The organism is Bradyrhizobium sp. 172, assembly GCF_023101065.1.
Classification (GTDB): Bacteria; Pseudomonadota; Alphaproteobacteria; order Rhizobiales; family Xanthobacteraceae; genus Bradyrhizobium; species Bradyrhizobium canariense_D.
The window spans coordinates 7,468,916-7,491,845 of record NZ_CP064701.1; the positions used below are offsets into that span (position 1 = coordinate 7,468,916).

Annotated in this window: 20 protein-coding genes; 9 read left to right on the top strand and 11 right to left on the bottom strand. The window is 63.4% G+C overall.

What is annotated here, in order from left to right; translation table 11 throughout:
• The 6 genes from IVB07_RS35450 to IVB07_RS35475 all read right to left on the bottom strand — a co-directional run bounded on the left by IVB07_RS35450 (position 1) and on the right by IVB07_RS35475 (position 6,823).
• The gene (locus IVB07_RS35450) at positions 1–1,200 is read right to left on the bottom strand and encodes an ABC transporter substrate-binding protein (RefSeq protein WP_026233521.1); all 1,200 of its coding nucleotides are present in this window, start codon (positions 1,198–1,200) and stop codon (positions 1–3) included.
• 79 nt (positions 1,201–1,279) lie between these two features.
• Positions 1,280–3,118, bottom strand: a complete 1,839-nt coding sequence (locus IVB07_RS35455) for an AMP-dependent synthetase/ligase (protein WP_018458189.1) — start codon at positions 3,116–3,118, stop codon at positions 1,280–1,282.
• A 125-nt stretch (positions 3,119–3,243) separates the two neighbouring features.
• A complete protein-coding gene (locus tag IVB07_RS35460) occupies positions 3,244–4,032 on the bottom strand; it encodes an ABC transporter ATP-binding protein (RefSeq protein WP_018458188.1) in 789 nt (262 codons plus the stop codon).
• A gap of 4 nt (positions 4,033–4,036) precedes the next feature.
• The gene (locus IVB07_RS35465; protein WP_018458187.1) at positions 4,037–4,795 is read right to left on the bottom strand and encodes an ABC transporter ATP-binding protein; all 759 of its coding nucleotides are present in this window, start codon (positions 4,793–4,795) and stop codon (positions 4,037–4,039) included.
• A complete protein-coding gene (locus tag IVB07_RS35470) occupies positions 4,792–5,943 on the bottom strand; it encodes a branched-chain amino acid ABC transporter permease (RefSeq protein WP_018458186.1) in 1,152 nt (383 codons plus the stop codon). Before IVB07_RS35470 ends, IVB07_RS35465 begins: the two co-directional genes overlap by 4 nt.
• A gap of 4 nt (positions 5,944–5,947) precedes the next feature.
• Positions 5,948–6,823, bottom strand: a complete 876-nt coding sequence (locus tag IVB07_RS35475; protein ID WP_018458185.1) for a branched-chain amino acid ABC transporter permease — start codon at positions 6,821–6,823, stop codon at positions 5,948–5,950.
• A 263-nt stretch (positions 6,824–7,086) separates the two neighbouring features.
• On the opposite strand from IVB07_RS35475, the gene IVB07_RS35480 reads away from it, so the two are divergent.
• The 5 genes from IVB07_RS35480 (at position 7,087) to IVB07_RS35500 (ending at position 12,043) form a co-directional block, all read left to right on the top strand.
• Entirely contained in the window at positions 7,087–7,836 is a 750-nt protein-coding gene (locus IVB07_RS35480; RefSeq protein ID WP_026233520.1) for an ABC transporter ATP-binding protein, read from the top strand.
• Positions 7,833–9,359, top strand: coding sequence for a hypothetical protein (locus tag IVB07_RS35485; protein WP_018458183.1), 1,527 nt, complete (start codon positions 7,833–7,835; stop codon positions 9,357–9,359). The genes IVB07_RS35480 and IVB07_RS35485 overlap by 4 nt, the downstream gene beginning before the upstream one ends.
• A 121-nt stretch (positions 9,360–9,480) precedes the next feature.
• Positions 9,481–10,293 (top strand): MBL fold metallo-hydrolase, encoded by an 813-nt coding sequence (locus tag IVB07_RS35490; protein WP_018458182.1) that lies wholly within the window; start codon positions 9,481–9,483, stop codon positions 10,291–10,293.
• Positions 10,294–10,355: 62 nt separating this feature from the next.
• Entirely contained in the window at positions 10,356–10,877 is a 522-nt protein-coding gene (locus IVB07_RS35495) for a hypothetical protein (RefSeq protein ID WP_018458181.1), read from the top strand.
• A 116-nt stretch (positions 10,878–10,993) separates the two neighbouring features.
• Positions 10,994–12,043 (top strand): amidohydrolase family protein, encoded by a 1,050-nt coding sequence (locus tag IVB07_RS35500; RefSeq protein WP_018458180.1) that lies wholly within the window; start codon positions 10,994–10,996, stop codon positions 12,041–12,043.
• Positions 12,044–12,139: 96 nt separating this feature from the next.
• Here the strand turns inward: IVB07_RS35500 and IVB07_RS35505 are convergent, their stop codons facing one another.
• Positions 12,140–12,595, bottom strand: a complete 456-nt coding sequence (locus tag IVB07_RS35505) for a cupin domain-containing protein (protein ID WP_018458179.1) — start codon at positions 12,593–12,595, stop codon at positions 12,140–12,142.
• A gap of 234 nt (positions 12,596–12,829) precedes the next feature.
• Here IVB07_RS35505 and IVB07_RS35510 point away from each other — a divergent pair, with 234 nt between their 5' ends.
• On the top strand, positions 12,830–13,222 hold the full coding sequence (locus tag IVB07_RS35510; protein ID WP_026233519.1) for a hypothetical protein: 393 nt from the start codon (positions 12,830–12,832) through the stop codon (positions 13,220–13,222).
• Here the strand turns inward: IVB07_RS35510 and IVB07_RS35515 are convergent, their stop codons facing one another.
• Together IVB07_RS35515 and IVB07_RS35520 are read right to left on the bottom strand one after the other, a co-directional pair.
• Positions 13,223–14,479, bottom strand: coding sequence for an aminopeptidase (locus IVB07_RS35515; RefSeq protein ID WP_018458177.1), 1,257 nt, complete (start codon positions 14,477–14,479; stop codon positions 13,223–13,225).
• A 113-nt stretch (positions 14,480–14,592) separates the two neighbouring features.
• The gene (locus IVB07_RS35520; RefSeq protein ID WP_018458176.1) at positions 14,593–15,954 is read right to left on the bottom strand and encodes an adenylosuccinate lyase family protein; all 1,362 of its coding nucleotides are present in this window, start codon (positions 15,952–15,954) and stop codon (positions 14,593–14,595) included.
• Positions 15,955–16,374: 420 nt separating this feature from the next.
• On the opposite strand from IVB07_RS35520, the gene IVB07_RS35525 reads away from it, so the two are divergent.
• Entirely contained in the window at positions 16,375–17,934 is a 1,560-nt protein-coding gene (locus tag IVB07_RS35525; protein ID WP_018458174.1) for a winged helix-turn-helix domain-containing protein, read from the top strand.
• A gap of 43 nt (positions 17,935–17,977) precedes the next feature.
• On the opposite strand, the gene IVB07_RS35530 is transcribed toward IVB07_RS35525, so the two are convergent.
• A complete protein-coding gene (locus IVB07_RS35530; protein WP_026233518.1) occupies positions 17,978–18,400 on the bottom strand; it encodes a GFA family protein in 423 nt (140 codons plus the stop codon).
• A 229-nt stretch (positions 18,401–18,629) separates the two neighbouring features.
• A complete protein-coding gene (mddA, locus tag IVB07_RS35535) occupies positions 18,630–19,415 on the bottom strand; it encodes a methanethiol S-methyltransferase (protein WP_018458172.1) in 786 nt (261 codons plus the stop codon).
• Between the two features lie 134 nt (positions 19,416–19,549).
• Between mddA and IVB07_RS35540 the strand changes: the two genes are divergently transcribed.
• Positions 19,550–21,100 (top strand): winged helix-turn-helix domain-containing tetratricopeptide repeat protein, encoded by a 1,551-nt coding sequence (locus IVB07_RS35540; protein WP_026233517.1) that lies wholly within the window; start codon positions 19,550–19,552, stop codon positions 21,098–21,100.
• Between the two features lie 265 nt (positions 21,101–21,365).
• The gene (locus IVB07_RS35545) at positions 21,366–22,916 is read left to right on the top strand and encodes an ABC transporter substrate-binding protein (RefSeq protein ID WP_026233516.1); all 1,551 of its coding nucleotides are present in this window, start codon (positions 21,366–21,368) and stop codon (positions 22,914–22,916) included.
• The last annotated feature ends 14 nt before the right edge of the window (positions 22,917–22,930 follow it).

Consider the following 22,930-nt stretch of genomic DNA (forward strand, 5'->3'; position numbering starts at 1 on the left):
TCAAAACATCAGATTGTCCTTCACCAGAACCCAGCGGCCGCCCTTGACCTGCTGCACCTGGGTGATGGTGTTGGCGAGGTGGTCGGTCTTGGAGAATTTGGTCGGCGGCGAGTTGAAGATGTCGAGGAACTTGTCGCCCGATTCCAGCGCGTCCAGCATCTTCTGGCCGGTCAGATCCTTGCCCGCCTTGTTGGCGTAAAACGCGAACGTCATCACCGCATTGTAGCCAATGATGGCCTGCGTGTTGGCATCGGTGCTGAACATCTTCTTGTAGTTGACCAGCCAGTCCTTCACCTTGCCCTTTGCGGTGTCCTCATAGGGAATCTCGAATCCGGACGCAGCATAGAGGCCTTCGACCGCCTCCTTGCCGAGCATGGGCACCTCCATCACGTTGGTCGGCGTCGCGCCGAGAAAGGTGACCTCCCAGCCGAGCTTCTTGGCTTCCGTCATCGCGCCGATGGGCTCACGGAGCACAGCGCCGAGCACAACGAGGTCGCAGCTGTCGGACTTCATCTTGGCGATCTGCGCGCTGAAGTCGGAGGCACCGCGCTTGTAGCTCGTGATCGAGGCCGGCTGCACCTTCATGGCAGTAAGCTGCTGGTTGAAGCCGTCGAGCACGTTCTTCCCGTACTCGTCGTCCTGATGCATGATGCAGGGTTTCTTGAAGTTCTTCCACTCCATCATGTATTTCAGCGCCGCCCGCGTACTCTCGACATAGGGCAGCAGATTGTTGAACTTCAGCCGCTCCTGCGGCTTGGCGGGATCGAACTTGAACGTGAACTCCGCCGCCGTCAGCGGGAAGAGCTGAAGCACGCCGGCGTCGAGCAGGATATCCTGCGCCGCCAGCACGGTCGGCGAGCCCATTGGCCCCACCATCGCGAAGATCTTGTCGCGCTCGATCAACTTCTGCGACGCGAGCACGGCCTTCTTCGGATCGTAGCCGCTGTCCTCGACGACAAGCCGAATCTTCCGCCCCTGGACGCCGCCGGCGGCGTTGATCTCCTCGACCGCCATCTTCATGCCGTTCGAGACTGGCACACCCCAGCCCTTGATCGGCCCCGACAGATCCTGATGGGTGCCGATGACGATCTCGGAGGCCGAGATGCCCTCATTGGTGACCTTGGTCTGCGCCGCGGCAGGCAGACAGGTGAGCACCACCGCGCCTGCCGCAAAGCCGAACGTTTTCAACGATCTCGACATTGAAGTCTCCTCTCCTTGGGGCCCTTATGATGCGAAGGGTGGGGCCTTCACTCCTTCCCTGTTATTCAAACAAGATTGTTCAAGCCACCGCCCGCGCCGGATACATCGCGTCGATCTCGGCGGCATAACGCTTGTTCACGAAGCCGCGCTTCAGCTTCATGGTTGGCGTCAGCTCTTCGTCCTCCGGGGTGAGCTGGCGTTCGATCAGATAGAATCTCTTGATGGTCTCGACGCGGGCGAAATTGGCATTGACCGTTTCGATTTCGCGCCAGATCAGGTCCTGGATCTCCGCCGCGCGGCACAGGCTGGCATAATTGGTGAAGGGGATGTCGTGGTCCTGCGCGAATTTCTCGACATTCTCCTGGTCGATCATCACGAGGCAGGTGAGGTATGGCCGCTTGTCGCCGATCACCACGGAATCCGAGATGTAGGGCGAGAATTTCAGTTGATTTTCGATTTCGGACGGCGTGATGTTCTTGCCCCCGGAGGTGATGATGATGTCCTTCATCCGGTCGGTGATGCGGACGAAGCCCTCATTGTCGATGGTGCCGACGTCGCCGGTATGCAGCCAACCGCGATGGTCGATGGTCTCGGCTGTCCTCTCCGGCTGGTTCAGGTAGCCCATGAACAGGAAGTCGCCCCTGATCAGGATTTCCCCCTCGGGTGACAGCGCGACTTCGCCCCAGGAAACCGCCTTGCCTACCGAGCCGAGCTTGATCCGCTCCGCCGGCATCATGGTGGCGACCCCGCAATTCTCGGTCTGGCCGTAGACCTCGTGAATGTCGATGCCGAGCGCGAGATACCAGCGGATCAGCTCCGGCGCGATTGGCGCCGCGCCGGTGAAGGCGATGCGGCAACGGTCGAGCCCGATCATGCGTCGGATGTTGCGGAAGACGACCCGGTAAGCGATGCCGTTGGCGAGCCGCAACGGCAGCGGCGGCGGCTTGCCTTCAATCCTGCAATCGACCATGCGATAGCCGATGTCGATGGCGCGGCGGTAGACCCATTGCTGCAACCGCGTCGCATCCTTCAGCGCGATGGTGATCGCGGAATAGAATTTCTCCCAGATCCGCGGCACCGCGAGGAAGATGGTCGGCTGCACCTCGCGCAGATTGTCCGGCACAGTCTCCGGACTCTCGGCAAAATTCATCACCGAGCCAAGCGCGACCGAGATGTAATAGCCGCCGATCCGTTCGGCGACGTGGCAAAGCGGCAGGAAGATCAGCCGGTCCTCGTTCTCGCGCGCCGGAATGAAATCGTTGGCGTGCCGCATCTGGTGCGTGACGCTACGGTTGGCGTGCATGGCGCCCTTGGGCGGACCCGTGGTGCCGGATGTATAGACGAGGACCGCGAGATCGCTTGCGCTACGACTGTCGACCATCTCCTGCCACAGCGCCTCGCGGCCGGCCATGTGGTTGCGCCCGAGCGCGCGAAACTCGTCGAGCGACATCACCATTTCATCGGAGAAGCCGCTGAGGCCCTCCATGTCGAACACGATGATCTTTCGCAGAGACGGGCAGCGTGCGCGACAGGCCAGGATCTTGTCGAGTTGCTCCTCGTCCTCGGCGAAGATCACCTTCGTCCGGGAATCGTTGACGAGATATTCGACTTGGGATGAGGCATCGGTCGGATAGATCCCGGAAGAGACGCCGCCGGCGCACAGAATGCCCATGTCGACATGGACCCATTCCGGCACGGCGTTGGCGATGATGGAAGCAACGTCGCCGGGCCTGAAGCCGATGGCATGCAGCGCGTAGGCGACCTCCTTCGAGATCTCCAGCCATTCGCGCCAGCTGGTCGGCTGCCAGATCCCGAATTTCTTCTCGCGTATAGCCGGCCTGTCGCCCCGCGTCTCCGCGGCGCGCAAAAAGCTTTTCGCGATCGTGTCAGCGACCGTCAGCACCGCCGGTCGGGCCATGCACGTCTCCTCCCTGTCGCGTTCCCCTCCGCTGCCTGCCTTGCCGGCGGTCTATATTGGCGGATGGGCTTTGGTATTTAAGGCTTTTTCTAACGCCAAGTCTTCCCTTAACGCCAAGTCTTCCTCTAACGCCAAGTCTTCTTCTTTTTCCAGCGCCGCTCGCCTCGTGCGCCCGCTTCCTTGGCGCCAAGGTAGAATTCCTGGATGTCCTTCGAATGCATCAAGCGGTCGCAGCTGTCGTTCATCACGATCCGGCCGGTCTCCAGTACATAGCCATAATGCGCCGTCTCCAGCGCCACCTTGGCGTTCTGCTCGACCAGCAGGATCGACATGCCCTGCTCCTCGTTGACGCGCCGGATGATCGCGAAGATTTCCTTCACCAGGATCGGCGACAGCCCAAGCGAGGGCTCGTCGAGCAGCAACAGAGTCGGCCGGTTCATCAGCGCGCGGCCGATCGCGAGCATCTGCTGCTCGCCGCCGGAGAGCTGTCCGGCCGGCTGGTTGATGCGCTCCTTCAGCCGCGGGAAATAGCCGTAGACGCGCTCCAGATCGTCCGCAACGCCGTTACGATCCTTGCGCGGATAGGCCCCCATCATCAGGTTCTCGCGCACGGAGAGGAACGGGAACACCTCGCGTCCCTCCGGCACGTGGCTGAGGCCCAGCCGCACGATCCTGTCCGCCTCCATGCGTTGAATCGACTTGCCCATGAACTCGATGGCGCCCTTCTGCGGATCGAGAATGCCCGAGATCGTCTTCAGCACCGTCGTCTTGCCGGCGCCGTTGGCGCCCAGCAGCGTGACGATGCGGCCGCGCGGCACTTCGAGCGAGATGCCGCGGATGGCCATGATCGGCCCGTAATAGCTCTCGATGTTGGAGAGTTTCAGGATGATGTCTGGTGTTACCACGGCATCCATCGCGTCAGGCTCCCAGATAGGCGGCAACGACATCGGGGTGCTGTTGCACTTCGGCGGGCGAGCCCATCGCCAGCACCCGGCCGTAGTTCAGGGCGATGACGCGGTCGGAGACGCGGTTGACCAGCGACATATCGTGCTCGACCATGAGCACGGTGACGCCGAGCTCGCTCTTCAGGTCGCGGATCCAGAACGACATGTCGTCGGTCTCCTCCACGTTGAGGCCGGAGGACGGCTCGTCGAGCAGGATCAGCTTCGGCTCCGAGCACAGCGCGCGGGCCAGCTCGATCACCTTGCGCACGCCGTAAGGCAGACCCGAGATCAGCTTGTCGCGGTAGGGCTCGAGATCGAGGAATTCGATGACCTGTTCGACCCTGCGGCGATGCACCTTCTCGTCGGCGCGCACGCCCGGCAGGAACAACAGCTCCTGCCAAAGCTGCGTGGTCGAATGCCGGTGGCGGCCGACCAACAGGTTCGACAACACCGTCGCATTCTCGAACAGTTCGATGTTCTGGAACGTGCGGGCGATGCCGAGCCTTGCGATGTCGTGGGGCGGCTGCTCCGTGATGTCCTGGTCTTCGAAGAAGATGCGACCCGAGGTCGGGCGGTAGATCCGCGAAATCAGGTTGAAAATCGAGCTCTTGCCGGCACCGTTGGGCCCGATGATCGAGAGGATCTCGCCCTTCTCGACCGCGAACGACACCGCATCGACGGCCTTCAGCCCACCGAAATGCAGGGACAAGTTCTCGGCGCGAAAATAGCTCATCGGTTGCGCTCCGACTTCACGTAGATCTTCTGCCGCTTGAAGGTGGCGCGCTTGTAGAGCGGGAACAGCTGGAAGAAGAGTTTGATCTTGAGCCAGCGGCCGTAAAGCCCGAGCGGCTCGAACAGCACGAACAATACGATGATGATGCCGTAGATCGCGCCTTTCAGGCCGTTGAGCGAGGCAAAGGCCGCGACCTTGGACTGGACATTGGCTGCGGCTTGCGTGCCCGCTCCGAAGGTCGCTGCAATGCCGGCGATGATGCCGGGCATGTCGTCCTTGAGGTAGGTCAGGAACGGATCGATCATCACGATGAAGATTGCCCCCAGCACCGCGCCGTGCAGGCTGAAGGTGCCGCCGATCAGGATTACGATGATGAACTCGATCGAGAGTTGGAGCGTGAACATCTCCGGCGAGATGAAGGAGAGCTTGTGCGCAAACAACACGCCGGCGAAGCCGGTGATCGCCGCGGAGATCGCAAAGGACTTCACCTTGTACAGCGCGACATTGACGCCCATGCTGCGCGCAGCGGTCTCGCTGTCGCGGATCGCGACGAAGGCGCGCCCGGTGGGCGAACGCAGCAGATTGAGCGTACCGACGATGGTCAGCACCAGCACGGCGAGGCAGAGGAAATAGAAAGTGGGGCTGTCGCGCGGCACCGCAACGCCGAGCAGCGACAGCGTCTTCACCCGCATGCCCTCGTTGCCGTGGGTCACGCTCTCCCAACGCGCCAGGATCTCCTCGACGATCAAGGCGAAGGAGATAGTGGCGATGACGAGGTAGATGCCCTGGAGCCGCAGCGCGGGAAAGCCGACCAACGCGCCAATGCAACCGGACAGAAGGCCTGCGGCGAGGAAGTAGACCGGGAACGGCACGTTGTACGTCTGCAAGTACGCCGCCGTGTAGGCGCCGATCGCGAGGAACGCCGCGTGCCCGAGCGAGGCCTGCCCGGTGAAACCGGTCAGGATCAGCAGCGCCACGCCGACGGTCGCATAGATGCAGACGAAGACGAGCTGGCTCATCAGATAGCTGGAGAGCACATAGGGCGCGATCAGCAGCACGGCCAGCAGGAGACCGTATGAGACGTAATAGCCCGAATGCGGAAACAGCCTGATGTCGTCCTCGTAGTCGGTCTTGAACAGGAAGCGCATGCGTTCAGACCTTCTTGCGGACGTGAAGGCCGAACAGGCCTTCGGGCTTGAGCAAGAGCACGGCGAGCAGCACGATGTAGGGCGCGACGTCCTTCCAGCCCTCGGCCAGATAGAAGCCCGCCATGCTCTCGATGACGCCGATCAGGACGCCGCCGACCACGGCGCCGGGGATCGAGCCGAAGCCGCCGAGCACGGCGGCCGGAAACGCCTTGAGGCCGAGCACGAGGCCGACATTGGAATGGATGAAGGTGATCGGCGCCAGCAGCACGCCGGCGCAGGTCGCGACCGCCGCGCTGATCGCCCAGACGATCGACACCACGCGCTTGACCGGAATGCCCATGTAATAGGCCGCGAGCATGTTCTCGGAACTGGCGCGCATCGCAGTGCCGAGCGTGGTCTTGTTGAAGAACAGATAGAGCAGCGTGCACAGGATCATGGTCGCCGCGATCACCGAGAGCTTGTCGTAGGCGAGCACCAGCGGGCCGATGCGCAGCACGCCCTGGCTAAACGGCGTCTCGATCTTCAGATCATCGGTCCCCCAGATCATGCCTGCGATCGAGCGCAGGAAATAGCCGAGCCCGATGGTGGCCATGATGATGGAGAATTGCGGATAGCCGAGGATCGGCCGCACCACCACGCGCTCGGCCAGCATGCCGAACAGCGCCATCGCCGCCACCGCACCGGCAAAGCCGATCCAGTAGTTCAGCCCCATCATGCCGATGAAGGTGAAGGCAAAGAAGCCGCCCAGCATCATCAAATCGCCCTGGGCGAAATTGACGACCTCGGTGGCTTTGTAGACAAGCACGAAGCCGAGCGCGATCAGGCCGTAGACGCAGCCGAGCGCAACACCGCTGACCAGCTGCTGAACGAAATCCAGCATCGTCGCGCATCCTCCCGATACAACCGGCGGTTCTTCCTGACCGCCTTGCCGCATCTTGTGTTCAGTCGCTACGCAGTCGTTTCGCTGCGTTCGCGCCATTCGTCCCTTCACCAATTCAGCCTGAACCGCCAAGCGCTGTCAACAAACGGTGACTTGCCATTAGTCCAATCCGGATGACGGAATTTGCGGCAGCGCGATTCACGGTGCCGAAACATCTTCGGGGCATGGTCGCGAGCGATGCAAAACCGCAAGGTGTGGCCGTGATGAAGCGGGACGACTCGGCGCTCGAAGTCATGGGGTTAACGAAGTGTTTTGACCGTCTGGCGGTCGATAACCTCGATCTCACCATCCATGCCGGCGAATTCTATGCGCTGGTCGGCCCCAACGGCGCCGGCAAGACCACCACTTTGCGCATGGTTGCAGGCCTTTTGCGGCCCGATGCCGGCTCGGTCTCCATCTTCGGCATCGATGCGCTCCAAAACCCCGTCGCCGCCAAGCAGGTGATGGCGTGGGTCTCCGACGAGCCCATGATCTATGACAAGCTCACGCCGCTCGAATATCTCGAGTTCGTAGCCGGTCTGTGGGGCATCGCACCATCGGCCTCGGAACCGGTCGCCGCGGAGCTCCTGAACTCGCTCGGGCTCGAGCCGCACCGGCACGAACGCTGCGAGGGCTTTTCCAAGGGCATGCGCCAGAAGGTCGCCCTCGCCGGCGCCCTGGTGCACGATCCCCGCCTCATCATCCTCGACGAGCCGCTGACGGGACTGGACGCCGTCTCCGCCCGCCATGTCAAGGGACTCCTGAGCGAGCGCGTCCGCGCCGGCTGCACCGTCATCATGACCACGCATATCCTCGAGGTCGCCGAACGCATGGCCGACCGCATCGGCGTGATCGCAGCCGGCCGCCTGGTTGCCGAGGGCACGCTGACTGAGCTCCGGCAGCAAAACGGGCACGCCGATACCAGCCTGGAAGATCTCTTCATCGCGCTGGTGACCCTCCAGGAAGCCGCATGAGCTCGGCCACCGCGCTGTCCTGGTTCGCCCGCCACGAGCTCCGGCTCGCCTGGCGCGAATGGCTCGCCATGATGACCGGCGGGCGGCGCAATCGAACGCGTGCCGCGGTGATCGGCCTGCTGTTCTTCGCGGCGCTGCTGCACGTCCCGGCCTGGGCGGTGATCGGCCGCTTCGCCGACCTGCAATTGCCGCTCGACAAATCCTCGCTGATCGTGATTTCGGCGACAATTTTTCTGGCCTGGACGCTGATGCTGTCACAGGCGATCGAATCGGTGACGCGGGTGTTCTACGCACGCGCCGATCTCGACCTCATCATGTCCTCACCCGCGACGCTGGCCAATCTGTTCTCGGTGCGCATCGCCGCGATCGCGCTCGCCATCACGGTGATGGCGCTGCTGTTCTCGACACCCTTCATCGACGTGCTGGTGTTCGGGGGCGGCGCGCGCTGGCTTGCAGCGTTCGGCGTCGTCGTCGCGATGGGCCTGTCGGCCGCAGCGATCGCGATCGCCGTCACCATCCTGCTGTTCCGCCTGATCGGTCCGGCGCGGACACGGTTCGTCGCCCAGATCCTCGCCGCCATCATCGGCGCCGGCTTCGTGATCGCGCTCCAGGTGGCGGCGATCATGTCCTACGGCACGCTGTCGCGCTTCACCATCCTGACCTCGGGTAGCTTGGCCGCTTACGCGCCCGATGCCGACAGCATCTGGTGGTGGCCGGCGCGGGCGGCGATGGGGGATGCCGAAGCGCTGCTGCTGCTCCTGGCGCTCGGCCTCGTGCTGCTCGGAGGCGTCATGGCGATCTTCTCGGGCCGCTTTGCGGACACGGCGATCGATGCCGCCGCCTATGGCGCGTCCGGCCGTCGCAGCGCGAAGGAGCGCCCGTTCCGCGGCGGATCGCGGCAGCATGCCCTACGGCGCAAGGAATTTTCGCTGCTCTGGCGCGATCCCTGGCTGATCTCGCAGACGCTGATGCAGCTGCTCTATCTGGTGCCGCCGGCATTGCTGCTCTGGCGCAACTTTGCCGACAGCTCCGCGGCGCTGACGCTGATCACGCCCGTCATCGTCATGGCGGCGGGACAACTCGCCGGCGGGCTTGCCTGGCTGACGCTCTCGGGCGAGGACGCGCCCGACCTGGTTGCGACCGCGCCATTGCCGCCGTCCAGCGTCATCCGCGCCAAGATAGAGGTGGTGCTGATCGCGATCGGCGTCATCTTCTGCCCGCTGATCGCGGCGCTCGCTTTCGCCTCGGCGTTCCAGGCCGCGGTCAGCGCCGGTGCGGTCATCGTCAGTGCGGCCTCCGCCACCGCAATCCAGCTCTGGTTCCGGGTGCAAGCCCGGCGCAGCCAATTCCGCCGCCGCCAGACCTCGTCGCGGCTTGCGACCTTTGCCGAGGCGTTCTCCTCGATCGGCTGGGCTGCCAGCGCCGCGCTGGTGCTCACGCTGCCCATCGTCGGCCTCGTCAGCAGCCTGATCACCGCGAGCCTCGTCGCCCTCACCTGGAAGTTCAGCCCGCGGCGGGAGTAGTAAAGGCGCGAATCATAGGGCGGCGTGACGGTGCGACACTGACGCGCTGTTGATCGCGCGCTGTTGGCCACGCGCTGCATTGCAAGCTAGACTTTCCCCTGAAGTCATCGGGGATGAATTCATGCGACGACTGGTTTCGGCCGCTCTGGCGCTGTTCGGCGCATTCCTCTCACCTGCCATCGCCCAGCAGTCGCAGCGCAGCGAATGCTTGGCGATGGCGAATGCTGCGCCGCGCCTCATGTCGGTCGCGTTCAGGCAGGCGGCGGCTGCGCCCGAGGTCGAGATCACCTATGCCGGCCATTCCACCTATTTCATCGACACGCCCGGCGGCTTACGCATCGCCACCGACTATAGCGGGGCCTACCAGGTGGGCCGGCTGCCCGATGTCGTCACCATGAACCGGGCCCACAGCACGCACTACTCTTTATATCCCGACAAGCGCATTCCTCGTGTGCTGCATGGCTGGGGCGAGGACGGCAAGCCGGCCATCGTGTCGGAGCGCATCGGCGACACCTTCATCCGCAACGTCACGACCGACATCCGTCGCTATTTCGGCGACGATGCCGGCGCCGACATGATCCGTGACGGCAACTCCATCTTCATCTTCGAGGTGGCGGGCCTCTGCATCGGCCATCTCGGCCATCTTCACCACAAGCTCGATGACAGCCACTTCGCCCAGATCGGGCGGCTCGACATCGTGATGGTGCCGATCGACGGCACCTACACCATGTCGCTCGACGGCGTCTCCGAGATCACCAAGCGGCTGCGCGCCTCGGTGGTGCTGCCGATGCACCGCTTCGCCACCCCGCTCGACGATTTCATGCAACGCATCGGCCAGCAGTTCGAGATCGACCGGCGCATGGAACGAAGTTTCCGGATGTCCCGAGATGCGTTGCCGTCGAAGCCGACGGTGATCATCCTCGACGGGGTGTGACGCAATTTTCTCCAAGTCGGCTGCCGGCCGGTCGTGCTGATCTCCCGCAAAGGGAGATCGACATGACCGACTTTGCGAGATTATTGCACGCGGACGGACCGAACCCCCAGCACGCGGCGGCACTCCAGCTTTATGGCCGCTTCGTCGGCGATTGGGACGCCGAGATCACCGCCCATGGACCCGATGGAACGAAACACACCGCGCCCGGCGAAATCCATTTCGGCTGGGTGCTGGAGGGCCGCGCCGTGCAAGACGTCTGGATCATTCCGCGCCCGGCCGGCAGCCCGGCCTTGCCGATCGCCGGCAATTGGTACGGCACGACGCTGCGGGTCTACGATCCGACCATCGATGCCTGGCGGATTTCATGGTTCGATCCCGGCCGCTGCATATTCCGCCAGCAGATCGGCCGTCCACGCGATGCCGACATCGTGCAGGAAGGCACGACCGAAGCTGGCGACCTGACGCGCTGGAGTTTTACGGAAGTCACCGAGGATTTCTTCCACTGGCTCGGCGAGGTCAAGCCGGCCACCGCAACCGATTGGCGGCTGGTGGTCGATGTGAGGGCGAAGCGGCGCAAGGGTTGACGCCGGCGCCGCTGTACCGCGATGACGGGCGCGATTGCGCAACGCGCGTTGGTGCATGCGAGGACGAGGTGCTAGGCTCCCAAAACAAGAAGCATACATCAAGGGAGCGCACGCCGATGGCTGCAAGCGGTTTGCCCGCCAACACGAGCGGGCTATTCGTCGAGCCGCGCGAGGACTGGCTCGCGCTGCATCAGGAGGAGATCATCGATCCCTCACGGCCGATCGTCGATCCCCATCACCATCTCTGGAATCGCGGGCACCGCTATCTGATCGAGGAGATGGCGGCAGATATCGCCTCCGGCCACAACGTCATCGCCACCGTCTATGTCGATTGCCGCTCGATGTATCGCGCGCACGGGCCGGAGGCGTTCCGGCCGGTGGGCGAAGTCGAGTTCGCCAATGGCGTCGCCGCGATGAGCGCCAGCGGCGGTTACGGCAAGGCCGCGATTTGCGCCGGCATCGTCAGCCACGTCAATCTGCTGCTCGGCGATGCCGCACAACCCGTGTTGGAGGCCGAGATCGCGGCGGGCAACGGTCGCTTCCGCGGCATCCGGCATTCCTCGGCCTGGGACCAGGATCCTGCTGTCGCCGGCATGTATGCGAGCCGGCCGCAGGGATTGCTGCAGGACCCGACCTTCCGCAAGGGCTTTGCCTGCCTCGCGCCGCTCAACCTGAGCTTCGACGCTCGGCTGTTCCATCCGCAAATCGGCGAGCTGACCGAGCTCGCCCGCGCATTTCCCGACACCAGGATCGTGCTCGACCATTGCGGCGGCCCGGCCGGAATCGGCCGCTTTGCGGGGCGACGCGAGGAGGTGTTTCCGCAATGGCGCGCCTCGATCCGGGAGATCGCCAAATGCGAGAACGTGGTGGTGAAGCTCGGCGGGCTCGCGATGTGCCTGCTCGGCTACGACTTCCATTTGCGCGCGAGTCCGCCATCATCCAAGGAGCTTGCCGCGGCGTGGCGGCCTTACATCGAAACCTGCATCGAGGCGTTTGGACCCGAGCGCGCGATGTTCGAGAGCAACTTCCCGCCGGACAAGGGCCAGTGCAGCTACCAGGTGATCTTCAACACGTTCAAGCGTATCGCGGCGCCCCTGAGCGAGACCGAGAAGACGGCGTTGTTCTCGCAGACCGCGAGCAATTTCTACCGGCTCGATTTGCCTTAAAGGGATTGGCACCATGACGAGAACAGGGGCCGGGATGTTGATCCCGGCCCCTGTTCCGTCGTGACCGCTGGGAAGCGTCCTTGAACTGTTTGAACTCTAATTTGCGCCCATCAGCGAGGCCGGACGGCGCTCGCCGGTGGCGACGAAGATCTTCTTGAGCTTGTTGACGACGCGGATCAGGAAGCCGATCATCACGGGATTGGTCTTGCGGCAGAAGGCGATCTTCTTGACGTGGCCTTCGACATGCCATTTGGCATGCGCGCCGTCGCGGAAGAAGATGACGTCGCCCGGGCCGTAGCGCTTCGGCGGCATGCCGTCGCTTTCGAGCACGATCGATCCTTCCATGATCATGATCGTCTCGTCGATATCGTAGTACCAGTTGAAGCGCCCTTCGGTGCAGGCCCAGATGATGGTCGAAGCGGTGCCGTCGGCGCTGGTGGACAGGATGTGCGAGCGCGACACCGGATTGCCTTCGATAATCCAGGACGGCTCGATCGGCCGCAGCTCGAGATCTACATTGCAATGACTGATTTCAATCAATGTGCGCGACATCTGTTTCCTCGGGGGATAAAATATGACCTGCCCGGATCTCGGCCCGGATTGTTCAAAGATGGCGGGAACGCTAGTAGCCGATTTTTAATTCTTTCTTACGCAGGGCCCGACAATCAGCCGCAAGTTGCAGACGCGAAACGGTTAACGTCGCAATTTCCCTGCAATTTCGAGCACATGAACCCTTCTTTTCCGGGGTGCGACAAAGTGCGCGAAGCATCTGAAGGAGCCATGCCGATGCCCCTCACCCCGGAGGTTCTCAAAGCTCATGGCGAGGTCGTCGCCTGGCTCGGCAGCCTCGATGTCTCCTTCGCAACCGAAGAGGAGCCCTGGTTCACCGTTGACGGCATCGAAAGCCCCGGGCAGATCGGCGGTGACCTCCATGAGATGCTTCGGGCGGCGGATGCGCTCGAGGCGACACTCGACGACGAGGACGACGTCAACGAGGCCCCCGAGCAAATCCGCAGGGGCCTCGACCTGCCCGAGGCGAATGATCCGGTCGGTGCGCTCTACGATGCGGTGGCGGCCTCCGACGCCGTCGTGCGGGCCACCGACGGCAGCCCGTTCACGACGTTGTTCAACCGCTTCAGCATCGACAACAGCCCGATGCTGCGCAACCCGGCTGCGTAGTTACTTCGCCCATTCGCCCTTGCGAAACACCGGCACTTTGCTGCCGTCGGCGAGAATGCCGTCGATGTCGGTCTCGGCCGAGCCGATCATCCAGTCGATATGGATCAGGCTCTGGTTGCCGCCTTGCGCGGCGATCTGCTGCGGCGTGAGCTGCGCGCCGTTGACGAAGCACTTCGAGTAGCACTGGCCAAGCGCGATGTGCGAGGCAGCGTTCTCGTCGAACAGCGTGTTGTAGAACAACAGTCCGCTCTGCGAGATCGGCGAGGAATGCGGCACCAGGGCCACCTCGCCGAGACGGCGCGCGCCCTCGTCGGTATCGAGCACCTTGTTCAGTACCTCCTCGCCGCGCGAAGCCTTCGCATCGACGATCCTGCCGTCCTCGAAACGCACCGCGATCTTGTCGATCAGCGTGCCCTGGTAGGACAGCGGCTTCGAGCTCACGACATGGCCGTAGACGCGCCGGCAATGCGGCGTGGTGAAGACCTCTTCGGTCGGGATATTGGCGTTGCAGCTGATGCCGTTCTTGGAGAGCGAAGCGCCGCCTTCCCATTCATGGCCGTCGGCGAGCCCGATGGTGAGGTCAGTGCCCGGTCCCGAGTACTGGAGCGCGCGGAAACGCTGGCCGTTGAGCCAGTTGGTGCGCTCGCGCAGCACCGCATTGTGGCTCGCCCAATTGGCCGGCGCGTCGTCGCGATCGACGCGGGACGCCGCGAAGATCGCGTCCGCGAGCTTGCCGATCGCGACCTCTTCAGGATCGTTCGGAAAGACTTGCTTTGCCCAGGATGGGCTTGGATACGCAATGATGTTCCAGTTGGTATCGAAATTGACGATCTTTTCCAGCGCCGGCTGATAGGCCATGGAATTGGCCTTGCTGGCGCGCGCGACCTTGGAAGCATCTTCGCCCGACAGCAGCATCGGATTGTCGCCGACGATGGCGAGACGGGCGGTGTTGTTGGAGAACGCCTTGGCCATGCCCTCGTAGAGCCAGTTGGCGGCGCGATCGAAGCTGTCGTCGTGGCCGTGGCGGTAGCGCGCCAGCGTCATCTCTTCGTCGGAGAGAATGGGCGTCACGATGCCGGCGCCGGCCTTGTAGGCATGCACGGCAATCCGCCGCACCAGCGGCAACGCGATCGCAGGTGCCGTCAAGAGCAGATCCTGGCCCGGCCGCAAGCCCAGGCCCACCTTCACCGCCACCTCGGCCAGCCGGTCGAGCTTCACGGGATCGATGGGAGTGGAGGTGATGCGTTGATCAGTCATGCCGGGTCCTCTGCCGAACGTCTCTTGCTCAATTTAAGTCTAGCATCGCGAGACACAAGTGCGCGAGTGCCTTGCGACACCCCAAAGATACGCAGTTTCGCGCATTTTGGTTTTCAACGCGTTGCCGATTTCAGCACCCGGTCGACCATGGCGGGAGCAAGGCCGAGGTAATTTTTCGGTGATGTCAGCGCCTCGATCGTGGCACGGTCGATTCTGACAGAGACGCGGGCGTCGGAAGACAGCGCGTCCGCCAGCGTAAGACCTTTCTCATTGGCGAGCCGGCAGGCATCATAGACCACGTCATGGGCCTCCTGCCGTCCGATCTGCGGCGCAAGCCCCATCATGACGGCTTCGGCCACGATCAGACCGCGGCTGACGGCGAGATTCTCGTTCATCTTGCTTTCATCCACGATGAGGCCGGCGAGCGCGAATTTCGCCTGGTGCAACGCGCCGGCGGTCAGCACGAAGCTCTCGGGGATCGCCATCCATTCGGCGTGCCAGGGCCCGGTGGCGCGCTCGAAATCCTGCACCATGGCATCCAGCATGAGGCCGGCATGCTGGCGCACCGCCTTGGACGCCGCGAGCATGAGTTCCGAGGAGATCGGGTTGCGCTTCTGCGGCATGGTCGAGGAAGCGCCGCGTCCCTTGACAAAGGGCTCATAGACCTCGGCGAATTCGGTCGAGGCCATGATCATGATGTCGAGCGCGATCTTGCCGAGCGAGCCGGTGACCAGCGCCAGGAAATTCACGGCCTCGGCAAAACCGTCGCGTGCGACGTGCCAGGTCGAAGCGGGGACGCCGAGCCTCAGTTCGGCGCAGAGCGCTTCCTGCACCTCGAACCCCTTGTCGCCGAGCGAGGCCAGCGTGCCGGCGGCACCGGCGAACTGACCGACCAGGACGCGCGGCTTCAACTCACTGATCCGCTCGGCGTGGCGGTCGAACATCGCGAGCCAGATCGCGGTCTTGTAGCCGAAGGTGACCGGCAGCGCCTGCTGGAGATGGGTGCGGCCCGCCATCGGCGTGTCGCGGTAGCGCCTCGATAGATCGGCGAGGATCTTGCGCAAGCCCGCGATGTCCCGTTCGACGATCTCAAGCCCTGCGCGCAGTTGCAACACCACGGCGGTGTCCATGATGTCCTGCGTGGTCGCACCCCAATGCACATAGCGGCCGGCATCGCCGCATTGCTTCACCATCTGATGCACCAGCGGCAGGATCGGATAGCCGACGACATCGGTCTCCTGCCGCAACAGGTCGAAATCCAGCGCGGCAACATCGGTCCGCGCGGCGATCTGATCGGCCGCGTCCTGCGGAATCACTCCGCATCTCGCTTCCGCCTTCGCCAGTGCCACCTCGACCTCGGCATAGCGCGCGACCGTCGCGATATCGGAAAACACCTCCCGCACCTGCGGCGTGCCGAAGGCATCGCGGAACAGCATGGAATCGAGCACGGTGGTCGAGGCATGAAAAGCGGGCATGGGCGTTTCTTCGTGGTTGGTGTTTTGTGTGAGGGCAGCTTACGCACACGGAACTGTTCGGCAATGGACATTCACTATTCGTCACACATTCGATGCCGTCGCGAAGGCCAGGACAACGTCGGCAGCTGCCGCACGCCATTGCCTCAACACCGTCATTGCGAGGAGCCCTTGCGACGAAGCAATCCACGCTGGCTCCGCGGCGGCAGGCTGGATTGCTCGCAACGACGTGAGGAAATCGCGACAATCCGGCCGAAACGGCTTTATTCTAATCCAGGTTGCATTCCTCCCCGTAAACTGCATGCCTGCCATCACGCGATCGTGGTGAACCGGGCAGGCCCCTCGGCGGACTCACAGACATCAGCCGAAATCCGTTTTGCTTTCATTATTGCCCGATGTTGCCTTGAGGTCTGAGTTTTCGACGTGCAGTTTCTGTTCCGGGATCACCTGCTCGATACCGACTTGCGCGAGCTGAGCCGCGAGCAGGTTCCCGTTGCCGTGGAGCCACAGGTCTTCGATCTCGTCGTCCACCTCATGGAGAACCGCGATCGGGTGGTCAGCAAGGACGAGCTGATCGACAAGATCTGGCACGGGCGCAGCGTCTCCGAATCCACGCTGACCAGCCGGATCAATGCGGCACGCAAGGCGGTCGGAGACAGCGGCGCGAGCCAGGCGCTGATCCGCACCATCTCACGCAAGGGTTTTCGTTTCGTCGGCGACGTCGAAACCAAGCGTGGGGCAACCGCGCCGGAATCCGATTTCGAAGCGAAGCTTCTACGGGCCCCGCTGCCGCTACCGGACCGCCCCGCGATCGCGGTGCTGCCCTTCACCAACATGAGCGGCGACCGCGAGCAGGATTATTTCTCGGACGGAATCAGCGAGGACATCATCACCGCGCTGTCGAAGCTGCGCTGGTTCTTCGTCATCGCGCGCAACTCCTCCTTCGTCTACAAGGGCCGCGCGGTGCACATGAACGAGGTCGCGCGCGAGCTCGGCGTGCGCTACGTGCTCGAAGGCAGCGTGCGGCGGAGCGGCGATCGCGTGCGTATCTCCGCGCAGCTCAACGACGTCTCGACCGGCAGCCATCTCTGGGCCGAACGCTACGACCGCGAGCTTGCCGACATCTTCGCGGTGCAGGACGAGATCACCGAGGCGATCGTCGCCGCGATCGAGCCGCAGCTCTATACCGCCGAGAGTTTTCGCGCCCAGCAGAAGCCGCCGGGAAGCCTGGATGCCTGGGACCTTGTGATGCGCGCATTGTCGCATTACTGGCGCATCACCCGCGAGGACAATGCCGCCGCGCAAGGACTGCTCGAAGAGGCCGTCGCGCTCGATCCCGCCTATGGCAAGGCACTCGGCCTGCTCGCAACCAGCCACATCTTCGGCGCGCATATGGGCTGGTCCGACATGGCCCCGACCGTGCCGGTCGCCGAGCGCGCCGCGCTCGCGGCGGTGGAGGCCGATCGCGAAGATGCCTGGGCTCATCATGGTCTGGCGTATGCTTATCTATTCCGCCGCCGCTTCGACGACGCGCTGGCGGAGTTCGAACTGGCGCTGAACCTCAATCCGAACTTTGCGATGGCGCACGCCTTCTATGGCGTGACGCTGTGCTACGCGGGACGATGGCAGAACGGCGATGTCGCGGCGCGCCGCGCGCTGCGGCTGAGCCCGCGCGACCCGCTCGCAGCAATCTATTGCGGCGTCGCGGCCTATGCCCGGTTCATCGGCCGCGATTACGAAGGCGCCGCACAGATGGCGCGCGAGTCGATGCGGCAGCGCGCCGATTTCGTCGGCGCGCATCGCGTGCTGACGGCCGCCGCCGGTATGTCAGGGGATTCCGCGCGCGCGGCTTCCGCCTTGGAAGGCTTGCGCCGCGCCCAGCCCGGCATCTCGCTGGCCTGGATCACACGCGAGCTGCCGATGCTGCGGGACGAGGATCGCGAGCATTATCTCGAGGGATTGCGGCGCGCGGGGATGAGGTAGCTAATTTCTCGTCTCCCGCTTGCGGGAGAGGAGAAGGGCGCCGCTACTCCTGCATCATCTCGCCGCTGCCGCCGAATTCGGCCGGGAAATCCTTGAGCTTGGGCAGTCCGTCGCGCATTGGCAGCACCGTCTCGGCGTAATTGACGTGGACGCCTGGTGCAAACGCGAGGGTGGGGATGGTGGCAGTGAAGACGTCGATCAGGCCGAGCGGCGGATGGTTGGTCATGAGATGACCGCCGCACTTCTTGCAATATTTGCGCTGGCTGAGCGGCGTCTTCGCAAAGGTCTCGACATTCTCTGCACCTTCGCTGATGCGCACGGCTTCGGGCTTCCACAGGCTGAAGGCGTTCACCGGACCGCCCGACCACGAGCGGCACGAGCTGCAATGGCAATAGCCCATCGCCTCCGGTGCACCTGTGACCTCGATCGTGACTGCGCCACAGAAGCAGTTTCCAACATGTTTCATTAGGTCGTCTCCGTTGATGATGGTTTAGATTCCTCCCCCCGCTCCTGTTTGCCGAGAACTCGGCAAAAACGAATGCGGGGTCGCGACGAGCTTTGCTCGCACTGATAGCGTCGGGGTGAGGGGGATTCACCCCGAGAAACGTTGAAGGTTGCGTCCGGCACGATCCGTTACGCGCCTCGGCGCCGCCGCGCATCCTCCTTTCGGCGGACGCGACGGAACGACGCGCAAGCTATACCGACTTGCGCCAGGGAATAAGCATCGACACCCGTTGTTTGTACTGCCGGTACTCGTCGCCGAAGAGATCGACGAGGTCGTGCTCCTCCAGCGCGATGCCGACGAAGATGTAGGCCGTGGTCACGGCGGCGAACAGCAGATGGCCCGCGGTCATGACCGGCGCCGCCCAGAACGCGATGATGAAGCCGAGATAGATCGGATGACGGACAAACTTGTAGAGCAGCGGCGTCTTGAATCGCGGCGGCGACGCCTCCTTGCCGACGAGATGATTGGTCACCTGATGCAAGCCGAACAGCTCGAAGTGATTGATGATGAAGGTCGAGGTGAACACCAGGACCCAGCCCGCCAGCGACAGCGTGACGATCGTCACAGCGATATCCGGATTCGCGACGTCCCATATGACCGTGGGCAGCGGACGCCACTGCCAGAACAGGAGGAGCAATGACAGGCTCGCAAACAGCACATAGGTGCTGCGCTCGACCGGCTTGGGGACGTACTGCGTCCACCAGGCCTTGAATTGCCGGCGCGCCATTACGCTGTGCTGGACCGCAAACAGGGCCATCAGGAGCAGATTGATGATGATGGCCTCGGCCACGGGCGTGTCGGTCCCGGTATCGATGGTCTTCGGCACCACCAGCCCCATGACGAAACCGATGGCGTAGAGAATGGTGATGAAAAACACGAGATACGCCGCAATTCCGTACAGAAAGGCGATGAACTTGAAAATGCGTGAGCCCGCAACCGGGCCGATAGGATGAACCTGATGATCAATTTGGGTCATAAACAGCTCCGTTGTGCCAAAACGCCGGCACTTCATTGGTCGCTGCACCATGCCGCACCGGAGGTCCCAAGACTTTCGCGGACGGTTGATTTTCGCCTGAGACGACTTTGATTTTTGCTTGAGACGACAAAAACGTGCGATTTTGCTTTGAAAACAACGTGCTCGACGGCGACCTGCGGGAACTCACTTGCAGCGGAGCCGCTGTGCCGTTGCAGCCGCAGGTGTTCGATCTCCTGCTCTATCTGGTGGCGCAGCGCACGCGTGTGGTCAGCAAGGATGACCTGATCAGCCAGATCTGGAGCGATCGGATCATCTCGGATTCCGCCCTGAACAGCCGGATCAACGCCGCCCGCAAGGCGCTCGGCGACGATGGCGCAAGCCAGCGGCTGATCAAGACCATTCCGCGCAAGGGTTTTCGTTTCGTCGGCGAAGTCCGGGAAGAAGTGGCAGCCACGACTGCGCCCGCGCAGCCCGTCGCTGCCCTGCCGCGCGTCCTGACGGACCGTCCGGCGGTCGCGGTGCTCGCTTTCGAGAACATGAGCGGCGATCCCGCACAGGACTATTTCGGCGACGGCATCAGCGAGGACATCCTCACCGCGCTGTCGAAGCAGCGCTGGTTCATGGTGATCGCCCGCAACTCGTCCTTTACCTACAAGGGACGCGCGGTCCACATCCGGCAGATTGCCGAGGAACTGGGCGTCCGCTACGTCGTCGAAGGCAGCGTGCGCAAGTCGGACAACCGGGTGCGCATCACCGCGCAGCTCAACGACGCCACGACGGGCAGCCATCTCTGGGCCGAGCGCTACGACCGCGAGCTGGTCGACGTGTTCGCCGTGCAGGACGAGATCACGAATGCGATCGCTGCGGCGATCGAGCCGCAGATCCATGCGGCGGAAAGTTTTCGCGCCCATCGCAAGCCCCCCGCGAGCCTGGATGCCTGGGATCTCCTGATGCGGGCGCTGTCGCATTACTGGCGCGTGACGCGGCGGGATCACGAGACCGCACGGGCGCTGCTAGAACGCGCGGTGGGGATCGACCCGAACTACGGCCAGGCGCTGTCGGTGCTCGCGGCGAACCACATGTTCGGCGTGCATCTCGGCTGGGCCGAGCTTGCCATGGTGGCGCCAGCGGCGGAAGCCGCCGCGCTCGCCGCGGTGCGCTGCGACCATGAGGATGCCTGGGCGCACGCCGCGCTCGGCAGCGTCTACTTCTCGACGCGAAGACTTGCCGACGCACTGTCCGAGTTCGAGCAGGCGCTCGCACTCAATCCGAACTTCTCGCTGGCGCAGGGCTATTACGCACTGGCGCTGTCCTATGCCGGGCGGCCGAAGGATTCATTCGAGGCAGCGCAGAGGGCAATGCGGCTGTCGCCGCGCGATCCATCCCTGGCGATCTATCACGGCATCGCCGGCTATGCCCGCTTCACCGAGCGGCGCTATGCCGAGGCCATCGCGCTCGCGCGCGAGGCAATCCGTCATCGCGGCGACCTTACCGGCGCCTACCGCGTGCTCGCGGTTTCTGCCGGCATGACCGGAGACGGCGTGCTTGGGGAGATGGCGCTGGGCGAGCTCCGCCGCACCCAGCCCAACATCTCGCTGCACTGGATTTCGACGCAATTGCCATGGGCCAATGAGGCCGACCGCGAGCACTATCTGGAAGGATTCCGGCGGGCGGGCTTGCGCTAGACGATCCTCACGCCGGGTCCGCGTCGCGCTTGCGGCGCAGATGGACGGATCGCGCGGCGCTGCGGCGCCGGATTGGCTGCCAAACGCCATAACAGGACGCGCTGTACATTTTTTGTGCGAACACTGTCGAGACTTTCATCTTGCGGCGCCGAACGAGACTGTGTGAGCCTCGATCCCGGATGGGGACTGGGATGGGCCGGCCATAGCTTTGCGCGCCATGACGTGCGAAGCGTTTGCGGCTGGTCTCGCTTGAGAAAGATACGACATGTCAAAACGAGTGTTGCTTGGTGTCCTCCTGGCTTGCGGTCTCGCGGCCCCGGCGCTGGCGCAAGACCCGAAAGCGGGTGGAGCGATCAATGCCGTGATTCAGCCCGAGCCGCCCGGCCTGATGCTGGCGATGGTCCAGAACGGCCCGGTGCAGATGGTGTCGGGCAACATTTTCGAAGGCCTGCTTCGCTACAGCCCCAAGCTCGAACCGCAGGCCGAGCTCGCCGAGAGCTGGAGTGTCAGCGAGGACGCAAAAACCTACACATTCAAGCTCAGGAAGGGCGTGACCTGGCATGACGGCAAGCCCTTCACCGCCGCCGACGTGCTGTTCTCGCTCGAGATGCTGAAACAGACCCACGCGCGTGCCCGCAACAATCTGGCGCAGGTCGACAAGGTCGAGGCTCCCGACGACTACACGGTGGTGTTCACGCTGAAGCAGCCGTTCGGCCCGTTCCTGGGCATCTTCGAGGTCGGCTCAATGCCGATGGTACCCAAGCATCTTTATGAAGGCACCGACTGGAAGACCAATCCCTACAATAACGCCCCTGTCGGCACCGGCCCCTTCATGTTCAAGGAATGGCAGAAGGGCTCTTTCATCCGCCTGGTCAAGAACCCGAACTATTACGAGAAGGGCAAGCCCTATCTCGACGAGATCTACTGGCAGATCATTCCCGATGCCGCGGCGCGCTCGGTGGCGTATGAGACCGGCAAGGTCGACGTGCTGCCCGGCGGCTCGGTCGAGAATTTCGACGTGCCCCGGCTCTCCAAGCTGAAGGACACCTGCGTCACCGGCGCCGGCTGGGAGTTCTTCTCGCCGCTGGCCTGGCTGTGGCTCAACAACCGGCAGGGTCCGCTCGCCGACAAGCGGGTGCGGCAGGCGGTCATGTTTGCGATCGACCGCGAGTTCGCCAAGGACGTGATCTGGAACGGGCTCGGCAAGGTCGCAACCGGCCCGTCGGCCTCGACCATCAAATACTACACCGACGACGTGCCGAAGTACCCTTACGATCCCGCCAAGGCCAAGGCGCTGCTGAAGGAAGCCGGCTACAAGGGCGAGAAGATCCGCCTTCTGCCGCTCGCCTATGGCGAGACCTGGCAGCGCTGGGGTGAAGCCGTGAAGCAGAACCTCCAGGACGTCGGCATGAACATCGAGACCATCGCCACCGACGTCGCCGGCGGCAACCAGAAGATCGGCGACTGGGACTACGACATCGCCTTCACCTACCTCTACCAGTACGGCGACCCCGCGCTCGGCGTCGGCCGCAATTACGTCTCCAGCGCGATTGCCAAGGGCCAGGTGTTCAACAACGTCGAGGGTTACTCCAACGCTGAGATCGACAAGCTGTTCGCCGAGGGCGCGGTGGCAACGCCGGACTCCAAGCGCAAGGAGATCTACGAGAAGGCGCAGAAGATCCTGGTCGAGGACGTGCCGGTGGCCTGGATGCTCGAGCTGCAATTCCCGACCATCATGCGCTGCAAGGTCAAGAACCTGATCACCACCGGGATCGGAGTCAACGACGGCTTCAAGGATGCATGGCTCGACAAGTGAGGGCTACCTCCGTC

What these genes read in the sequence shown, in the direction of transcription:
- IVB07_RS35450 (WP_026233521.1), bottom strand. Translation starts at nt 1,200, where the DNA reads ATGTCGAGATCGTTGAAAACGTTCGGCTTTGCGGCAGGCGCGGTGGTG.
- IVB07_RS35455 (WP_018458189.1), bottom strand. Translation starts at nt 3,118, where the DNA reads ATGGCCCGACCGGCGGTGCTGACGGTCGCTGACACGATCGCGAAAAGC.
- IVB07_RS35460 (WP_018458188.1), bottom strand. Translation starts at nt 4,032, where the DNA reads ATGGATGCCGTGGTAACACCAGACATCATCCTGAAACTCTCCAACATC.
- IVB07_RS35465 (WP_018458187.1), bottom strand. Translation starts at nt 4,795, where the DNA reads ATGAGCTATTTTCGCGCCGAGAACTTGTCCCTGCATTTCGGTGGGCTG.
- IVB07_RS35470 (WP_018458186.1), bottom strand. Translation starts at nt 5,943, where the DNA reads ATGCGCTTCCTGTTCAAGACCGACTACGAGGACGACATCAGGCTGTTT.
- IVB07_RS35475 (WP_018458185.1), bottom strand. Translation starts at nt 6,823, where the DNA reads ATGCTGGATTTCGTTCAGCAGCTGGTCAGCGGTGTTGCGCTCGGCTGC.
- IVB07_RS35480 (WP_026233520.1), top strand. Translation starts at nt 7,087, where the DNA reads ATGAAGCGGGACGACTCGGCGCTCGAAGTCATGGGGTTAACGAAGTGT.
- IVB07_RS35485 (WP_018458183.1), top strand. Translation starts at nt 7,833, where the DNA reads ATGAGCTCGGCCACCGCGCTGTCCTGGTTCGCCCGCCACGAGCTCCGG.
- IVB07_RS35490 (WP_018458182.1), top strand. Translation starts at nt 9,481, where the DNA reads ATGCGACGACTGGTTTCGGCCGCTCTGGCGCTGTTCGGCGCATTCCTC.
- IVB07_RS35495 (WP_018458181.1), top strand. Translation starts at nt 10,356, where the DNA reads ATGACCGACTTTGCGAGATTATTGCACGCGGACGGACCGAACCCCCAG.
- IVB07_RS35500 (WP_018458180.1), top strand. Translation starts at nt 10,994, where the DNA reads ATGGCTGCAAGCGGTTTGCCCGCCAACACGAGCGGGCTATTCGTCGAG.
- IVB07_RS35505 (WP_018458179.1), bottom strand. Translation starts at nt 12,595, where the DNA reads ATGTCGCGCACATTGATTGAAATCAGTCATTGCAATGTAGATCTCGAG.
- IVB07_RS35510 (WP_026233519.1), top strand. Translation starts at nt 12,830, where the DNA reads ATGCCCCTCACCCCGGAGGTTCTCAAAGCTCATGGCGAGGTCGTCGCC.
- IVB07_RS35515 (WP_018458177.1), bottom strand. Translation starts at nt 14,479, where the DNA reads ATGACTGATCAACGCATCACCTCCACTCCCATCGATCCCGTGAAGCTC.
- IVB07_RS35520 (WP_018458176.1), bottom strand. Translation starts at nt 15,954, where the DNA reads ATGCCCGCTTTTCATGCCTCGACCACCGTGCTCGATTCCATGCTGTTC.
- IVB07_RS35530 (WP_026233518.1), bottom strand. Translation starts at nt 18,400, where the DNA reads ATGAAACATGTTGGAAACTGCTTCTGTGGCGCAGTCACGATCGAGGTC.
- mddA (WP_018458172.1), bottom strand. Translation starts at nt 19,415, where the DNA reads ATGACCCAAATTGATCATCAGGTTCATCCTATCGGCCCGGTTGCGGGC.
- IVB07_RS35545 (WP_026233516.1), top strand. Translation starts at nt 21,366, where the DNA reads ATGTCAAAACGAGTGTTGCTTGGTGTCCTCCTGGCTTGCGGTCTCGCG.